This is a genomic window from Paenibacillus sp. SEL1 (assembly GCF_054602535.1).
In genome coordinates, this window is the sequence record NZ_CM137723.1 from 338,921 (window position 1) to 352,174 (window position 13,254).

16 protein-coding genes are annotated in these 13,254 nt (G+C 44.6%); 5 read left to right on the plus strand and 11 right to left on the minus strand.

What is annotated here, in order from left to right:
* Positions 1-51 precede the first annotated feature (51 nt).
* Genes ACYCSE_RS01580 through ACYCSE_RS01590 form a run of 3 tightly spaced genes read right to left on the minus strand, consistent with a single transcriptional unit; the run spans position 52 to position 1,248 of the window.
* Positions 52-753 (minus strand): DUF1963 domain-containing protein, encoded by a 702-nt coding sequence (locus tag ACYCSE_RS01580; RefSeq protein WP_250266407.1) that lies wholly within the window; start codon positions 751-753, stop codon positions 52-54.
* A 20-nt stretch (positions 754-773) separates the two neighbouring features.
* On the minus strand, positions 774-896 hold the full coding sequence (locus tag ACYCSE_RS01585) for a hypothetical protein (protein WP_459701018.1): 123 nt from the start codon (positions 894-896) through the stop codon (positions 774-776).
* Complete coding sequence (locus tag ACYCSE_RS01590) at positions 889-1,248, minus strand: hypothetical protein (protein WP_459701020.1); 360 nt, start codon at positions 1,246-1,248, stop codon at positions 889-891. The genes ACYCSE_RS01585 and ACYCSE_RS01590 overlap by 8 nt, the downstream gene beginning before the upstream one ends.
* A gap of 311 nt (positions 1,249-1,559) precedes the next feature.
* Here ACYCSE_RS01590 and ACYCSE_RS01595 point away from each other — a divergent pair, with 311 nt between their 5' ends.
* From ACYCSE_RS01595 to ACYCSE_RS01610, 4 genes are all read left to right on the plus strand, one after another.
* A complete protein-coding gene (locus ACYCSE_RS01595; protein ID WP_459702460.1) occupies positions 1,560-2,306 on the plus strand; it encodes an MORN repeat-containing protein in 747 nt (248 codons plus the stop codon).
* 271 nt (positions 2,307-2,577) lie between these two features.
* A complete protein-coding gene (locus ACYCSE_RS01600; RefSeq protein ID WP_069290106.1) occupies positions 2,578-3,663 on the plus strand; it encodes a WXG100 family type VII secretion target in 1,086 nt (361 codons plus the stop codon).
* A 33-nt stretch (positions 3,664-3,696) separates the two neighbouring features.
* Positions 3,697-4,533: a hypothetical protein gene (locus ACYCSE_RS01605; protein ID WP_250260773.1), complete on the plus strand. Its 837-nt coding sequence runs from the start codon at positions 3,697-3,699 to the stop codon at positions 4,531-4,533.
* A complete protein-coding gene (locus ACYCSE_RS01610) occupies positions 4,526-5,011 on the plus strand; it encodes a DUF5381 family protein (RefSeq protein ID WP_459701023.1) in 486 nt (161 codons plus the stop codon). Before ACYCSE_RS01605 ends, ACYCSE_RS01610 begins: the two co-directional genes overlap by 8 nt.
* An 18-nt stretch (positions 5,012-5,029) precedes the next feature.
* On the opposite strand, the gene ACYCSE_RS01615 is transcribed toward ACYCSE_RS01610, so the two are convergent.
* The 3 genes from ACYCSE_RS01615 to ACYCSE_RS01625 all read right to left on the minus strand — a co-directional run bounded on the left by ACYCSE_RS01615 (position 5,030) and on the right by ACYCSE_RS01625 (position 7,867).
* Positions 5,030-5,740, minus strand: a complete 711-nt coding sequence (locus tag ACYCSE_RS01615; protein ID WP_459701025.1) for a 5'-methylthioadenosine/adenosylhomocysteine nucleosidase — start codon at positions 5,738-5,740, stop codon at positions 5,030-5,032.
* A 42-nt stretch (positions 5,741-5,782) separates the two neighbouring features.
* Positions 5,783-6,958 carry an aminotransferase class I/II-fold pyridoxal phosphate-dependent enzyme gene (locus ACYCSE_RS01620; protein ID WP_459701027.1) on the minus strand — a complete coding sequence of 392 codons (1,176 nt, stop codon included), beginning with the start codon at positions 6,956-6,958 and terminating at the stop codon, positions 5,783-5,785.
* A 69-nt stretch (positions 6,959-7,027) separates the two neighbouring features.
* Positions 7,028-7,867, minus strand: a complete 840-nt coding sequence (locus ACYCSE_RS01625) for a MetQ/NlpA family ABC transporter substrate-binding protein (RefSeq protein WP_235309047.1) — start codon at positions 7,865-7,867, stop codon at positions 7,028-7,030.
* Positions 7,868-8,157: 290 nt separating this feature from the next.
* On the opposite strand from ACYCSE_RS01625, the gene ACYCSE_RS01630 reads away from it, so the two are divergent.
* Positions 8,158-8,715, plus strand: coding sequence for a YdhK family protein (locus ACYCSE_RS01630; RefSeq protein ID WP_459701030.1), 558 nt, complete (start codon positions 8,158-8,160; stop codon positions 8,713-8,715).
* 85 nt (positions 8,716-8,800) lie between these two features.
* Here the strand turns inward: ACYCSE_RS01630 and ACYCSE_RS01635 are convergent, their stop codons facing one another.
* From ACYCSE_RS01635 to ACYCSE_RS01655, 5 genes are all read right to left on the minus strand, one after another.
* The gene (locus tag ACYCSE_RS01635; RefSeq protein ID WP_459701032.1) at positions 8,801-10,678 is read right to left on the minus strand and encodes a stalk domain-containing protein; all 1,878 of its coding nucleotides are present in this window, start codon (positions 10,676-10,678) and stop codon (positions 8,801-8,803) included.
* Positions 10,679-10,843: 165 nt separating this feature from the next.
* Complete coding sequence (locus tag ACYCSE_RS01640) at positions 10,844-11,131, minus strand: hypothetical protein (RefSeq protein ID WP_459701034.1); 288 nt, start codon at positions 11,129-11,131, stop codon at positions 10,844-10,846.
* A 13-nt stretch (positions 11,132-11,144) separates the two neighbouring features.
* Positions 11,145-11,630 carry a methylated-DNA--[protein]-cysteine S-methyltransferase gene (locus ACYCSE_RS01645; RefSeq protein WP_254328775.1) on the minus strand — a complete coding sequence of 162 codons (486 nt, stop codon included), beginning with the start codon at positions 11,628-11,630 and terminating at the stop codon, positions 11,145-11,147.
* 25 nt (positions 11,631-11,655) lie between these two features.
* On the minus strand, positions 11,656-12,216 hold the full coding sequence (locus ACYCSE_RS01650) for a bifunctional transcriptional activator/DNA repair enzyme AdaA (RefSeq protein ID WP_322160556.1): 561 nt from the start codon (positions 12,214-12,216) through the stop codon (positions 11,656-11,658).
* A gap of 51 nt (positions 12,217-12,267) precedes the next feature.
* Complete coding sequence (locus ACYCSE_RS01655; RefSeq protein ID WP_254328773.1) at positions 12,268-13,056, minus strand: isocitrate lyase/PEP mutase family protein; 789 nt, start codon at positions 13,054-13,056, stop codon at positions 12,268-12,270.
* Positions 13,057-13,254 lie beyond the last annotated feature (198 nt).

Here is a 13,254-nt window from a genome sequence, read left to right on the forward strand (position 1 = left end):
TGCCATGCTCTACAAAACGATCGGTTCCAGACTGCTCTCTAAATGAGCCTATTAGTAAAAATCAAAGTACCCCCGCCAGACTCCTTCATTCTGATGCTTGGCAAAATAAAAGCTGCCTCCATCCACAATATTCAATTGGGCTTTGGCATCTGAGGCAATCTGAAACACAAATTCATAGCCCTCGCCAAAGTCGATGCCTGGTTGAATAAAGCTGGGATAGCCACCGATTTTGTGAACCGCATATATTTCCTCTACGATGTCCTCAAAATAGTCGGGTTCCTCCTCGTCCATCTGGTTGAGAACATCGCCGTATTCCTCAGGGATATCTTCACCGTCCCAGACCGGATAATCATTCTCTTTAAGTTCGGGGAACAGCGGAAATGCTTTGATTTGCATAAATGCCGGACCAAAATCTTTTTCAACCAAATCCTCTACCGACGTATACTCACGAATACACATATATCCTTCCATGTCCTCATGATCCAGTACATCGGGAGACAGGAAGACGGTCAACAGCTTGACACTGTGCATAGCTTCAGGGACAAAGGGCAAGGCAGGCAAATACAATTGCATGATCGGAGCCATAACATTCCCCTGTACATCAATGGGTTGTTCCTCCGTTGGCAAAGCCACTGTAACTCTACCAATCCAGCTCTGTTCAAGGGAACCCGACGGTCTGCGACCCCCTGTATGAAAAATAGTAGCTTTACGTTTTAGAATCGTTCTTAGCTTCTCAATAGAGTTGCTGGACAACGAAATCACTCCTTTCTAAACTAGAATAGAAACGCAACAACATCCTCGCCTGTTTTAAATCCAAACTCACTTAATTGATCTTCCATCTCTTGAATCTGATGTAGATAATCTTCCGGCATAGCTGGCAGACCCTGTTCATTCACTAATGTCCCGCCAAGTCTGGCGCGCGCATATTCGGCACTTTTCCACATTGTCTCGAACACAGTTTGCGGCTGCACGGTCCGTACCCCATCCATACTGAAAATCAAATCTGCAAAGCGATCCTCCGCAAGTGTACTCCATTCCGAGGCTCAGCATGACATCCCAGATATCCGCTCCACGGTAAGATTGGCCTTGATCCGCTACTAGCCTAAGCATGACAGCGTGTTCCCTTTCATCTTCCTGATCTGTAAATGCTTTAAGTTTTTCCGCTTTTGCACGTGCATGGGCAGCATCCTCCCGAGGAAGCACATGAACGGTGCCCTTCTCCTGGAAACGCGCTGGCAGTGTGTTCATAAAGTCTGCTGAATTCCACATCAATCAGCCAATAAATATTAGCATCAGGCTCCACTTGATGGATTCCTTTTATGGTCTTCACAGGTTCATATTCCAACTCCACGGCAAGGATGCTAGATACATCCTCACTCCCATGTTCAGGTAAATTCATGAATCTCTCTCCTAACTAGCTGTTTTCACTTTACAGTTTCCTATAATTCTCAATATATATTAAACTATAAATCACCAAGCACAAAATAGTATAAAAACGGTGCTGGGTTGTTGAACATAACTTTTTAGAATTTCAAAGCTTCGAAAGGGGAGAAATCATGATGCAAAAACTTTGGCAAAAAGGGAAAGATCTGTCTCTGCCTATTATGGTGTCCGTATCGCTGATATCTGGAGCGCTGTCTGTAAGTACACCTGTGGCGAATGCGGCTGCAACCAGGGAATTGCTTCAGCTATCTGGTCAGACGACTTACTATGGAGAGGTTGAGAATGGGCAGCCCAACGGACGTGGTACGATCAAATGGAGCCAATATAAGCAGTATTCGGGTGATTTTGTGAATGGCAAGCGTTCAGGTACTGGAAAATATATAAATCAATACACGGATGCAGATGGACAAAATCATAAAATCGTATACAACGGCACATGGAACAATGACACGATGAGCGGCAAGGGTACGCAGACTGAAAAAGTGACGCAAATGGACGGAACCGTACGTTCGAACGAGATTCAAGTAGGTACTTTTCAGAACAATGGATTACAGAACGGCTACCAAGTAATCCACGCTGTGGCCGATCCAGACTACAGCTTCACTTATAAAAATGGAAAAGAAGTGTTAAATATCTTGCACAGTAATCAAGATCTGGTCCAAAGGTGGCAAAAAGGAGAGCTCTTCTCCGTAAATTATAAAAATGGCTCTGTCCAAAAGGAATACTCCATGTTCCCTGAAGAGACTGCTACCAAAGAACGTCAAAGACAAGCGTCCATCAAGTATTTTAAAGGAATTACCGCCAAGGTCACTCCTCACTTGCAGCAGTTTGAAAAGCTGTCCAAGCAGATTCCGCTAAAATAATTAATACGACGCGAAACATGTATTAGCCTCTACGCAAGAAGACCTCTCTTTCTAATGGAAAGCTCCATTTGAAAAGAGGGGCTTTTTTCGTTTTCGTTATGAATAACTTATAAGAACTTCGGATCATAACACTCCTACTTTTCTCCCTTATGAATCCTCAGGAACTCATACAAATGACTTATTTTTCACTTAAATCCCCTCCTTTTTTTGCTAACCCCCACTAGATTCACTAAAATATAAGTAATTATTTTAATCATCCGAGGTGGACATCATGGCTAAAATTATGGTTCCTCCTGAGAAACTAGAGGCGGTTTCCAGGCAGTTCGCACAGGCACGTGAGCTGGGGGCACAAATTTGCGGACAACTGTCACAGCATATTCAGATGTTGGAAAATAGCTGGGCAGGAACAACACAACAGCGCTTTTATCAGGATTTTCATAAAGCTCGTGGACAAATGGATGCTTTCACTCAAACTGTCGGTTCTGTCAGCACAGAGCTGCGTTCCATTGCAGTAAAATTCAAGGAAACAGATACCCAAGCAGACACGGGTATTAATAAAGGAGATCACAGCGGACAGATCGGCAGCAGTGAAGGGACAACTTCCGGGAAAAAAGGACCCGATCCAGCAGATATAGCCATTAACAGCATTTCAGAAGCCAATAAATGGCGCGGGCAACTGGGATTTGCCGGAACAGCTATATATAGCGGTCTGGCTTCCACACTTGTGCTCACCAAAACAGTAGAATTCAAGAAAAGTCTGAAGAATCCCACTCGAGCAGTTATACATAATGCGGCATGGGTGAAAGGCAAGGGTAACAATGCTTTTATGCGTAATTTAGGCAAAAGCCTAAACCGCCAATTCGCCAAACCCGGTATTGTGATGAAGGGGTTAAAGGGCTTTGATCGATTAGCTGGAAAGCTTCAAATGGGTAAGCTCGGCCTCGGATTCAATAAAGCCAACAGCTTTCCTCAGTGGACGCGGAACGTCATCGCCGGGGTGGAAAAAGGCCGATATGGCATAGCCACCCGCCAAATTCCCGGCATGATTGCCAAAAAGCTGTACCCTATTAATGCCACCATGAATATTGTGGGCGAGGGTATCAGTCTGGCTGGAAAATGGAAAAGCGGGAAGCTTACCGGAACGGATGTGGCTGTATCTGCTTCTAACGTAGCGATTAAAACCGCCGCAACTTATGGCGGTGCTGTCGCTTTGGGAGCCGTAGGCGGCGCTATCGGTGGTCCGGTCGGTGCAGCCGTCGGTGCTTATGTCGGCGGTACGGTGGGAAGCTGGGCAGGTGGAAAAGTCGCCAAATTCGCCGAAAAGGGGATACGTTGGGCCAGCAAACTATTTAAATGACATACACCTAACAGATGGAGAAGGAGCCTGACTATGGATAAACAAACGGTAATTTTAACGCTTGAGGAACTAGGCTTTGCCTTGACCGCACTGGGCGCAGAAGATATGGCTTCTGGTCTGCTCCAATCTTATTACGGGGAACTAACCGAAGATCGCTGGGAACTGCTTTTTCATGCTGCAACGCATAGCCTGATATCCAAGGGTCTGATGGAACAACGGGATGACGAGCAACAACAGCTCGAATTTGATGAGTTCATTGTTGAAATGCTAGCTCATCTGGTACAAAGTCGTCAGATGCTACGTGGCTACAAGGAGCAACAGGATAAGCAAAATACATTAACGATACACCATGGAAATGAACGTTTTCTCTATCATTTCTCCAGTCACAATGAACTCCATTTCTTTCGCTGGTCTTCTCCAGAAGACTGGCATCATGACATTGATCAATTGTTCGGCCTGCTTGCTTCGAACTTCAATGCGCACAGCCGATACGTCGATCTGACCGAAGAACAGTGGAATGAGTTAACCTCATCCAACTTCAGCATGCAGCAAATGACAACGTGGAAGCTTCATGAGTCGGCTCAACAAATAATACAAGACTGGCGAGAGGATTTTGATCGTAATCAGTGTAGCCTTGATAATTTGAGCCAGATGATATACACGAATACGGATGAAGATGGTCCTTCTGTTACGAATCTGCTATTTGTTCTTAAAGGAATGAATGATGTGTGGATTGTAAGAAATACAGAACTGAACATGCAGGCCACCCCATGTCTGCGAATTGAAAGTGTGACCGAAGCTGACTGGAGAGAACGAATAACTTATTTCATTCAGGCGTTTGTTCCCGACGAGGCGGTATTCCGTGGATAAAATTGTATATCGCAGATCTTTGGCATTTTGGAAGGCCATGGGTAGCTTGATGTTTGTGCTGATTTGTCTGTTTTTGCTGCTGCTCATTTTTATCGACGAAGATATCTCGGCTCTACAAATCTTCTTCTTTATTACGTCCGCCATTGTCGGACTTCCTTTTTTCGGTAGCTATCTTATGGTTTGTTTGAGCAGAACGCTTCGTAAGGATACCTACCTGTTCATCTTTGACGAACACAGCATTTCCGATGGTATTCGAACTGTCCCGTGGGCTGCAATCACTAAAGTCGAATTCGAAGGGGCCTCCATCCGCAAATGGCTGCGCCCTCGCTTTCCCGTCTTTATTTTTCATCTGAATGACCGCAGCACCTGGGAAGTCAGCACCGATTATGTGTTGAACGATATGGAGCTGAACCAAGCCGGGAAACAACTTCGAACTCTCATTAACCAGCATGGCAAGCCAAAGAAAAAACGTTCCTGAATAGTGCCATTGAATATATCAAAGCTTGTCTCTATCATATGCAACTACAAGAGCCACAACCACTGCTGCCGAGTTGGCCGCAGCCAAATCAAGATTGGAGTCAAAAGAATCCGCCGCTTCTACACCGGCAAGATCAGACAAAGAACGGACAGCCAAAAATGGAACACCAAACTGGTACGCAGTCTGAACGACCGCGGCCCCTTCCATATCCGTCACTTTCGCTTCTGGAAACTGGCTACGGATAAAATGGGCGCGCTCAGCCTGGGAGATAAAAGAGTCTGCCGTCGTAATCAAACCGTTGACGATCTGCCCCTCAATCCTGGTCTCCGCCAGCGCTTCTGTCGCAAAAGCAAGCAGCGCTGGATCGACAGGATAACTTGCCGGCATCTGTGGCACCTGTCCGTAGGTATAGCCGAACGCCGTTCCGTCCACATCGCTGTAAGTCAGCTCGGTCGCCACTACGACATCGCCAACATGCAGCGCTGGATCGAGCCCACCCGCAGATCCGGTATTAATGACAAGCTCCGGGCTAAATCGCTCAATCAACAGCGCCGTAGTCGAGGCTGCGTTCGCTTTGCCAATTCCTGATTGCAGCAGAATAACTTCCTTGCCCTCAAGCTGCCCCGTATAAAAAATCCCGTTCGCAATCTGGGTCATCTTTATCCCTTCGATCTGCGCTTTCAAATCTGCTATTTCTTCCTCCATAGCTCCGATAATCGCTATACTCAAAGTTCTTTTCCCGCTCCCTCCATGAATTCCTTGTATTCCAGCTTAACCTTGAAAAACACCCGTTGCTGCGATGCGCTGCACCGCCTCCAGCAGCCTTTCCTCACTGTTTACCAGACTGACCCGCACATGAGAAGCTCCTGCACGACCAAAGCCTTCTCCAGGAGCGACCGCAACATGCGCCTCGTCCAATAAAAAGTCTGCAAAGGAAGCCGATGTATACCCTTCTGGCACCTTGAACCAGGCAAAAAAAGACCCTTGAGGAGTAGCTACATCCCAGCCAATACCTCGTAACGCTGCAATGAGAACATCACGGCGCCGCTCATATAACCCCGCGAGCTCCCGTACCGGTTCCTGCGTGCCCAGCAATGCCACAGCTCCCGCATCCTGTACCGCTCCAAAAACAGTGCTGTAGGCATGCGTATGATAATGCTTGATCGCACCGATGATGGACGAATTTCCCACTGCAAATCCGAAGCGCCATCCAGCCATGTTATACGTTTTGGAAGCCGTATACGTCTCGACGCCATACTCCTTGCCGCCGGGGATTTGCAATAAACTAATCGGCTTATATCCGTCAAATCCAAGAGCACCGTAAGCAAAATCATTCATAACCGGAAACTGGTACCGAGCGGCATAATTCAGCGTCTTTGTCAGGAAATCTGCAGTAGCTACTGCTCCAGTCGGATTGTTCGGATAATTAATCATGAGTAATTTGACCTGCTCTGCAATTTCTTCCGGCACGGTTGTATAATCAGGCAAGAAACCATGCTTCTCATCAAGCGGAATCGTATGAATATGGGCTCTTGCCAGCGTAGCAGCGGAATAATATTGGGGATATGCCGGATCGGTGGTCAATAACCAATCACCTGGATTCAATAGCGCCTGTGGAATCCCCATTACGCCTATGGCTGAGCCGTTGAATATGGCAATCTCTCGGTCAGGATCCAGTTCCACGTGATACTCCCGTTTATAGAACGCGGCGACAGCCTCCAGCGTGCTTTTTTTTCCATGAAAAGGCGGATAACCCTGATTGATCGGTTGATCGACCGCTTCCTTCAAAGCGCTGATGATATGCGCCGGTGTCGGCTGATCCGGATTGCCGGCTGCCAAATTGATTACATCTATTCCCTTACTTTTATACAGATTCACCTTGTCATCCATTGCGCTAAAATAGTTGTCAGGCAGAGCCTTGACGAGATCAGAGGATGAAAAAATCACGTTCATCTCCACCTTCTATCCATAAGATACAGGCTGACAACGTCAGCCCGCAGAAGATAATACCCCATATTATTTGAAATAGCTTGGCAGTTTGTAGCCTTCATAATCAGGATTCGATTGGATGTACTTTTGGAATTCATCTGAATGATATCCTTCAATAATGTCTTTGACGAAGGGCTTATCCTTGTTCTTGCTGTCCACAGCGACCACGTTCGTGAACGGATCTGTCATATTTTCAAGCTTTAATGCCGAGGTCAGCTTTATTCCATTCGATACAGCAAAGTTCCCTTGTATAGCCGCAAAATCAACATCCTCCAGTGCACGTGGCCCCTGTGCCGGGTCGGTAGCAACAAATTGCAGATGATGCGGATTAGAGGTGATGTCGTTCACCGAGGTTTGCAATGGATCAATATTGTCCTTTAACGTAATCCAGCCTACTTCCTTCAAAATATTCAGCGCACGCAGCATATTGACTGGCTCGTTGGGCAAGTTGATTTGGGCTCCCTCACTGATTTCGTCAAGGCTGGTATGCTTGCTGGAGTACAATCCCATTGGAGGAGTCGGGACCTGCACAGCACCAATCAGATCAATATTCTCCCGCTTATTCATAGAATCCAGGTAGAGCGAGTGCTGGAACACATTAGCATCAATATCCCCCTTAGCCACGGCTACATTGGGCTGAACACCGTCTGTAAACTCTTTATATGTAATCGTATAGCCTTTCTTCTCCAAATATGGTGCCACACCATTCTTAAACTGATCACTGTATGGACCGGGATTAAAGCTGATATGCAGTGTTTTCTTTTCTTCACCCGCAGCGTTGTCCGACGTATTCTTGCTGCCGCAACCTGAAATAAAAAGCACGACTGCTCCCAGCAGCAATATAAATGAAATCCATGGTTTCTTCATTTTGATGTCTCCCCCTGCTCCTTGATATCATCTACTTTTGGTGAGTTAGAATGTTTACAACCGCCCAAAATACCAAGTAAATTGATGCGTTTTATAGATATTACAATGATTTTTTATTCACTGTCAACAACATTTAATTACGCATCTTCTGCATAGCAAAAAAGGGGGCACAACAGGAGATCCCCTTGAAAGCAAAACACTTCACACGTTTGTCATATACTTCCGTTTTAAATATACCCCATAGGGGTACATTTAAAATATGTAATTAAAACCCTAAAGGAGCTGTAAATATGAGAATGCAATGGGCTTTGCTCGCTGGTACAATCATGATTATTTTGAGTGGGTGCGGAAACAGTAACACGCCGAACCAGGAGCACACGACAAACAGCAGTCAACAGCACGACACATCGGATATGAACCATTCCACTTCCAGTGAGCTTCCTACCGGACTAAAAGAAGCGGAAAATCCAGCCTTCAAAGTTGGTAGCCAAGCGACTATCCGAGCCGACCATATGGCAGGCATGAATGGGGCTACGGCCACGATTGTGGGTGCTTATACGACTACTGCTTATACGGCCTCATATACTCCAACCACTGGAGAAGAAAAAGTGAATAATCATAAGTGGGTTATTCATGAAGAGATTAAAGATGCAGGCAACGAGCCCTATGCACCGGGAACGGAGGTTATCCTTACAGCAGATCATATGAAAGGGATGGATGGGGCTAAGGCTACCATTGACTCTGCAGAACCAACGACCGTATATATGGTAGATTATACGCCGACTACAGGAGGGGAGTCTGTCAAAAATCATAAATGGGTGACGGAGAGTGAGCTTTCAGCCCATTAGACACTTACAACACAGGCGCTTATGATAGCAAAAGGGAGCCTTACATCGGCTCCCTTTATACGGCTTTATTTGGGTTTAGACAAACCTACTTCGCTAAATTCAGCTTGGCATCCTTGATATCATACAAAGCCCCTTTGTTGGTATCTACAAGCTTTTTCATTTGTTTGTTGGCTGTTCCATTTGCAGGCACGATTGCATTAAAAATAACACCATTTTTCTGTAATTGCTCGTTGATTTCATCTACTGAAAAACGGGCTTTACCCAGATCTGTATTCTTATCATGAACTGGTGCATCTGTAATGAATATGATCGTTTTGGAATTAGAATTTTTGGGGAATTTACTTATAGCTAACTGAATAGCTTCTAATCCCGATTCCTTCAAATCCCCACCAGCGGAAGGGCGCAACATATTCAAATTACCTTTTAACTTGTTTTTATCGGTCGTAAACTCCAAAAATTCTAAATCTTTATCTGCCTTCAGATTGATATCCCGAAATGCAACGACAGCAAATTGGGAACCTGCTGGAACGGAATCAACAAAGCCTTTCACCTTCTGTCTCACATAATCCAGCGTCCCTGTCATACTACTTGTAACATCTATGACGAACACAATATCCGTAGATTTGGAGAAGGTGGTGGATATCTTTTTCAGAATCGTTGTGTTGGATTGTGATTCGGAAGCATCTTCATTTTCCTCCATTAATTGTTCACTTTCACTGGTTGTCAAAACCTGCGGTGGAGCAAGAAAAATCACAACGCTCTGAGCTGCAATATTCCACTTTACCTTCGCACCTAGCGCCTCGCTTACAAAGCGAATAGGAACCATTACTTTGCCGTTAATGAGCCTCGGCGCCGCATTGAGACGCACTAATTTACCGTTGATATAGGCATCTCTGGAGCCTACAGTTAACTTGATCGTTGTATTTCCTTTGGTTGCAGTAACAGTCTTGGTAGCTCCATCCCATTTCACTTTCGCCCCAAGCGCCTCAAAAACGGCACGAAATGGCACCAGCATACTTCCGCTAATAGAGGTCGCAGGCTGCTCATATTGTTGCAGTTTCCCGTCTATAAACACCTCAACCTTCTGAGCCTTGTTATTATTTATGGGAACAAATTGGGGTACAGACGCTGCCGAATTTCCCGACTGGTCGATCATTTTGATATAAAAGTAGTATCCACCCGTAGATAAATTCAGGTTACTCAATGGGTAGCTAAACGTTGTTTCCGGATCGAACTGAATCCGTTTAATTAATTGAGCATCCGCATTTTTGACCATAACGTATGAAGTGTACGTGGGTTGAATATTTTTCAATTTCAAACGAACCGAAAATGACGTACCTGAAGAATTGATCGTAAATGTACCCGGAAAATTTTCTCCAGACGGGATAGTCAAAGGGATTTCCGATGACTCATCAACAGCTTGGTCCACTTTAGGCTCCACGACAGGCTGGGTTACTTGAGATTCAATTACTTTCGGTTCGTCCACAGGTTGAGCAACCTCGGGTTTACTGGGAGTGGAAATCTCTTTTATATTGGTCTCCACCTCAGGCTGCGTTACTTTCGGCTCCTCCGCAAGTGGAGTTACTTTAGATTCATCGACTGACTGCACAGCCCCTTTCATAGTTATAAGAAGTTCTATATGATTTTCTGATCCTGGATAAGGTGCTGGTCGTGAATCCGCAATCGTAATTGTAGAGTTGGCATAATCAATCGTAAAGTCACCAGAAGGAATTTCAATATAGTTGCTATACAGACGAATTGGCGTATCAGGCTTAATCGTAAACGGGAGATCGAATTTAAACACTCTGTTTACTCCATTACCATCATCAAGGGTAAGCTTAAGCTTATCTCCATTTCTGAATACTGTCGAATTGGCAGCGTGAACACTTTCTGTACACAAAGTGAACAACCCTACAAAAATCGTTAAAAACGAAAGTAGGAACATCATTCTTTTGAGCTTCATTCTTATTTCCCCTTTTGCATCTATTCTTGTCGGTAAATCATAGCATAGGGTTAGATGAAGTTCATGCCATATGATTACAGTTATGGATATACGAACTCACTTTTTCCACCATTCGCGCTCTGTTCATCTGTTCAATGTTCATATGTATCTCCTTGGTCCGCTTCTTCAACGTGGCATACGTAATATAGCCGCCTTCAGTGCTTTAGTCCCTTCTTCGCTTTTCAAATAATCCGACGGTGTTTCGTGGCCGAGTGCGGGGACTTTTCGATCCATCCAAGTCAGCAAATACTCCCCCATATCGGGCAGCAGCACAATCTGTATCTCCTTTGGAATTTTACTTTCGGCCACTTTTGCTCTTATAGCCCGATCTACCTGATCATACCGCTCCTGATAGAGCTGAACCATGTTGGCCCAGCTCTCCGGCTTAAACTCTTTCAAATATATGTCTCTCATCTACGAACCCTCCTTAGGGCCTCAGACAACGCTTCTCATGCTGGAGCAACCATTCTTTTCTCCATAGCCCTCCTGCATAGCCCGTTAGTTTCTGATTGGAACCGATAATTCGGTGACATGGAATCACAATGCTTAGCTTATTTTTTCCATTAGCACTGCCTACGGCTCGGATCGCTTTTTCATTCCCAATAGCAAGAGCAATATCTTTATAGGCTGTCGTTTTACCGTACCCCACGGACACCAGAGCATTCCATACTTTTTGCTGAAAATCCGTACCTTCAAAGGCATAAGGAAACGTAAACTCAAAGCGCTCACCTTTAAAATACTCGTCAAGCTGGGTAGCGCATTCCGCTAATACTTGGATTGGAACCTCTTCTATAGCCCTCGTTAAGAGCTCATTCCGATTAGAGAACATAATAGAATAGACAGCCTCATTTGTGCCCTGTATCTCTATCTCTCCAATCGGCGATACATACTTCAATACGTAAAGTTCACTCATAAAAGGATACAACCTCCTTCCTTATCTATTCCTTACTCAACTTTCTATACTCACTAGGAGAACAATGGTTCAAACTGCGAAACGCCTTATAGAAATGGGAGGGACTTTGGAAGCCCGTCTCATAACAAATCTCAAGATTCGTAAGATTTGTACTTTTAAGAAGATAGGCTGCCTTATCTACTCTTATTTTTTCCAAATACGTACGCGGGGTTTCGGCGGTTTCCTGTTTAAAGATCCGATCCAAGTAAAAGGAGCTTATTCCGATATGATCCGCAATATCCTGCAATACAATTTTTTCCTTGTAATGATTGACCAAGAAGGTTACCACATTCTGCACAAGTCTGATATACGGCGAATGGTCTGTATGGGGCTGGCATCTTTTGCAAGCACGAAAACCCGCCTTTTCCACTTTGTCCAAATCAAAGTAAAACTCCACATTTATTTTTTTCGGCTTTTTGGATCGACAGGAAGGTCGGCAGTATATGCGGGTTGTTTTCACAGCGGTAAAAAACAACCCGTCATACTTACGATCACACGCTATAATTTTCTCCCACATTTCTTCAAAAGAAAGACTAAGGTTAGCCATGATCGAATGCTCTGTCCTTTCTATAGTTCATATTCATCAGTTCATATTCATCTAGCTCAAGGATTTTGCAAAATCCTCATATAAATGTGATGTATCTTGTAGCTCTATCAACTGTTCGGCATTCTTTTGCAAAGCAACTATTATCTTATCAGAAAATGCATTTCCAAAGCTAAACCGTTTAACACCTAACTGCTGAAGCTGGTGGACATTCGTCAGACCCGGCAGGGATAAAACATTAAGCGGAGCATGTATATGAAACACAACTTCCCTGATCTCTTCATCACTCTTTAATCCTGGAACAAAAATTCCGCTCGCACCACTATCCACATACGCTTTGGCCCGCTCTATGGTCTCTGAAAGTGGGGCATCCATCTGCAAATATGTATCCGTTCTTGCGTTTATAAAAAACTTTTGAAACCCACGCGCATCCAATGCTGTTCTTATTTTGGACAACAGGTTGCTGTGTAGGCCCACTTCTCGAAGCCCCTTTTGCGTTTTCAAAGAATCCTCAATATTAATCCCTGCAACTCCCACATCGGCTACCCTTAAAACATGCTCAACAATCGTTGCTGTATCCTCCCCATATCCTGATTCAATATCTGCCGACACTGGAATTTGAACATGCTCAGCAATCGTCCGAATAACGCTTACATGCTGGTCAAAATCAATAAGCTCTCCATCTGAGAATCCAAGCGTATTGGCAATTCCCCAGCTCGTCGTACCTATCGCCTTAAAGCCTGCCTTCTCCAGAGCCACCGCAGATAGCATATCCCAGGCGTTCCCTAAAAATAAAAGTTCCTCTGATGTGTGAAGTGCATGAAACTGATGAATTTTGTTCATAAATGTAGCCTCCTGATATGTGATGTATCTCATTTTATCAAGAGACTATCTTTGTTTCGTCCTCATTCTTGCACTTATGGTCTGTAGGAATCTGGGAACAACTAGGTCCATTTATTCACATATAAATCATAATTTTTGAAAAAAACGGTTATTTAAGCTCTATTCAATCCTATGCTTCTTATCTATACTCTTGCTAAA

What these genes read in the sequence shown, in the direction of transcription:
- ACYCSE_RS01590 (WP_459701020.1), bottom strand. Translation starts at nt 1,248, where the DNA reads ATGAACACACTGCCAGCGCGTTTCCAGGAGAAGGGCACCGTTCATGTG.
- ACYCSE_RS01595 (WP_459702460.1), top strand. Translation starts at nt 1,560, where the DNA reads ATGCAAAAACTTTGGCAAAAAGGGAAAGATCTGTCTCTGCCTATTATG.
- ACYCSE_RS01600 (WP_069290106.1), top strand. Translation starts at nt 2,578, where the DNA reads ATGGCTAAAATTATGGTTCCTCCTGAGAAACTAGAGGCGGTTTCCAGG.
- ACYCSE_RS01605 (WP_250260773.1), top strand. Translation starts at nt 3,697, where the DNA reads ATGGATAAACAAACGGTAATTTTAACGCTTGAGGAACTAGGCTTTGCC.
- ACYCSE_RS01625 (WP_235309047.1), bottom strand. Translation starts at nt 7,867, where the DNA reads ATGAAGAAACCATGGATTTCATTTATATTGCTGCTGGGAGCAGTCGTG.
- ACYCSE_RS01630 (WP_459701030.1), top strand. Translation starts at nt 8,158, where the DNA reads ATGAGAATGCAATGGGCTTTGCTCGCTGGTACAATCATGATTATTTTG.
- ACYCSE_RS01635 (WP_459701032.1), bottom strand. Translation starts at nt 10,678, where the DNA reads ATGAAGCTCAAAAGAATGATGTTCCTACTTTCGTTTTTAACGATTTTT.
- ACYCSE_RS01640 (WP_459701034.1), bottom strand. Translation starts at nt 11,131, where the DNA reads ATGAGAGACATATATTTGAAAGAGTTTAAGCCGGAGAGCTGGGCCAAC.
- ACYCSE_RS01645 (WP_254328775.1), bottom strand. Translation starts at nt 11,630, where the DNA reads ATGAGTGAACTTTACGTATTGAAGTATGTATCGCCGATTGGAGAGATA.
- ACYCSE_RS01650 (WP_322160556.1), bottom strand. Translation starts at nt 12,216, where the DNA reads ATGGCTAACCTTAGTCTTTCTTTTGAAGAAATGTGGGAGAAAATTATA.
- ACYCSE_RS01655 (WP_254328773.1), bottom strand. Translation starts at nt 13,056, where the DNA reads ATGAACAAAATTCATCAGTTTCATGCACTTCACACATCAGAGGAACTT.